General features: G+C 41.5%; 1 protein-coding gene and 1 pseudogene. Both read left to right on the plus strand.

Annotation, left to right across the window (positions count from 1 at the left end; genetic code table 11):
* A pseudogene (locus BGX12_RS15140) lies at positions 1-684 on the plus strand (carbamoyl phosphate synthase large subunit); the annotation flags it as partial.
* Between the two features lie 314 nt (positions 685-998).
* Positions 999-1,955 (plus strand): P-loop ATPase, Sll1717 family, encoded by a 957-nt coding sequence (locus BGX12_RS15145; protein ID WP_109736850.1) that lies wholly within the window; start codon positions 999-1,001, stop codon positions 1,953-1,955.
* The last annotated feature ends 31 nt before the right edge of the window (positions 1,956-1,986 follow it).

Raw genomic sequence — 1,986 nt, forward strand, 5'->3', positions numbered from 1 at the left:
GTCTCCAAGGTCTGTAACACTCAGATGGCCCGCCTTGCTACCCGCCTCATGATGGGTGAAAAGCTGGAAGATTTGAAGCTGAAGGACAAGAAGTTCAAGCACCACGGCGCCAAGGAAGCTGTGTTCCCGTTTGACAAGTTCCCCAAGGTTGACCCGGTTCTCGGCCCTGAAATGCGTTCCACCGGTGAAGTGCTGGGCCTCTCCGAAGACTTCGCCCTGGCTTACTACAAGAGCCAGGAAGCTGCAGGTTCTATCCTCCCGTCTTCCGGCGCAGTGCTGATTAGTTTGTCTGACAAGACCAACCTCTGCGACCAGGCAATCGAAGTGGGCCAGCGTTTCCAGGAACTTGGCTTCAAGATCTACGCAACCGAAGGCACCGCCAAGTTCTACGAAAAGGCTGGCGTCAAGTGCGAAGTGGTGAACAAGATTGCTGAAGGCCGCCCGAACGTTCTGGATGTTATCCTGAACAAGCAGGTGAACCTCATCATCAACACCCCGTGGGCTCGCCGCGACGCTGTTGCCGATGAATCCGCCATCCGTAAGGCTGCCATCAAGTACAAGACTCCTTACATCACCACTTTGGCTGCCGCTCTTGACACCGTCAAGGGCATCGCCGCCGCCAAGGCTGGCAAGGGCGAAGTTAAATCTCTCCAGGAATATCATTCCTCCATTGAAGAGATTTAATTAGGCGTGTCATCCTGAGTGCGTAAGCGCGAAGGATCCAGACCTGCGAACCCAAACATTCAAAGGACTGCAGCGATGCAGTCCTTTTGCGTATGGTGGGGGAAGTCTCCCCCCTCGCTTCAGTCCCGCCTCCCCCCCCCCCTCTCTAAAAAATAGCTTGATTCATGTTTTTCATAAAATTACACCTCCATTAAATTAAAAAGTTTTATCGAGTGTTGTGATTGACTTTAAATAAGATGTCACTGGTTATATCAACCGTAATGTTTTTTATATTGTCAAAGAAATGTTCTTCACTCGCATTAAAGAGGTCTGTCATGACAAACTTGTTGAAAAATTTTGATTTTGGCAATGAGGCTGGCGATGATATGTCAAAACAGGAACTTCAATCTTGTTTCGTTACATTACCTTCATGCCACACATTTTTAAATCTTTATAAAAATTTCATTGTTGCTTCTGCGAAAAAAGGAATTGGAAAATCTGCTTTAATTCAATACCTTTACTGGTATATTTTGGAAACTAGGGAAAATGCTCTTGTTATAAAATGTCGAGGAGCCGAGTTAACTCGTAGTTGTTTTAATTTAACATCCCCTTTAGAATCTCCCAACGATTATATAAGAGATTGGATGATTAGGTTATGTACTTGCATAAACAGAGAAATTGCTAAAAACATAAACTTTGCTTTAACAAGTGACGAAATAACGCTAGTTGAATCAGCTGAAATAGACGGTTTTAAAAGTAAAAATTTAGTAGGATGTTTAATATCTAGGTTTGAAAATGCCCTTGGAAAAATATATCCAAAGAAGGAAACCGTCCAGGATCAAGTAGAAATGCTCAAAAAACTGAGCTGTAAAAACGAAGTATGGATTTTAATAGATGATTTAGATGCGACTTTTCAAAATACGGAGAAAGAACGTTTATCAATGAGTACTTTTTTTAGTGCTTGTCGTTATCTACTACAAGATAATTTAGGACTAAATATCCGTGTGACAATGCGTAGTGATGTTTGGCCCACAATTCGTCGGTATGATGAATCACTCGATAAATTAGATCAATATGTAAAAGAGATTGAATGGGAAATTGAAGATTTTAGAAAATTTCTATATAAAAGAATAGAAACTCATTTGTTGCAAAATAATGAAACATTGCCGTATAGAAATCCTAGCCTAAACGATGAAGAATATGAGGAATTTGTAATAGAAAAAATTTTGGCTCTTCATCAACATGTGTGGGTGGCTTCGCCACCCTTTTTTGTTGACTTTCGCCTAAATTAAACAAAAAATGGGCTATTTTCTAAAATTTAAT

The sequence above is a fragment of the Fibrobacter sp. UWR4 genome (assembly GCF_003149045.1).
Taxonomy (GTDB): domain Bacteria; phylum Fibrobacterota; class Fibrobacteria; order Fibrobacterales; family Fibrobacteraceae; genus Fibrobacter.

Excerpts from the sequence above, each read along its gene's own strand:
- BGX12_RS15145 (WP_109736850.1), top strand. The coding sequence starts at position 999 with ATGACAAACTTGTTGAAAAATTTTGATTTTGGCAATGAGGCTGGCGAT.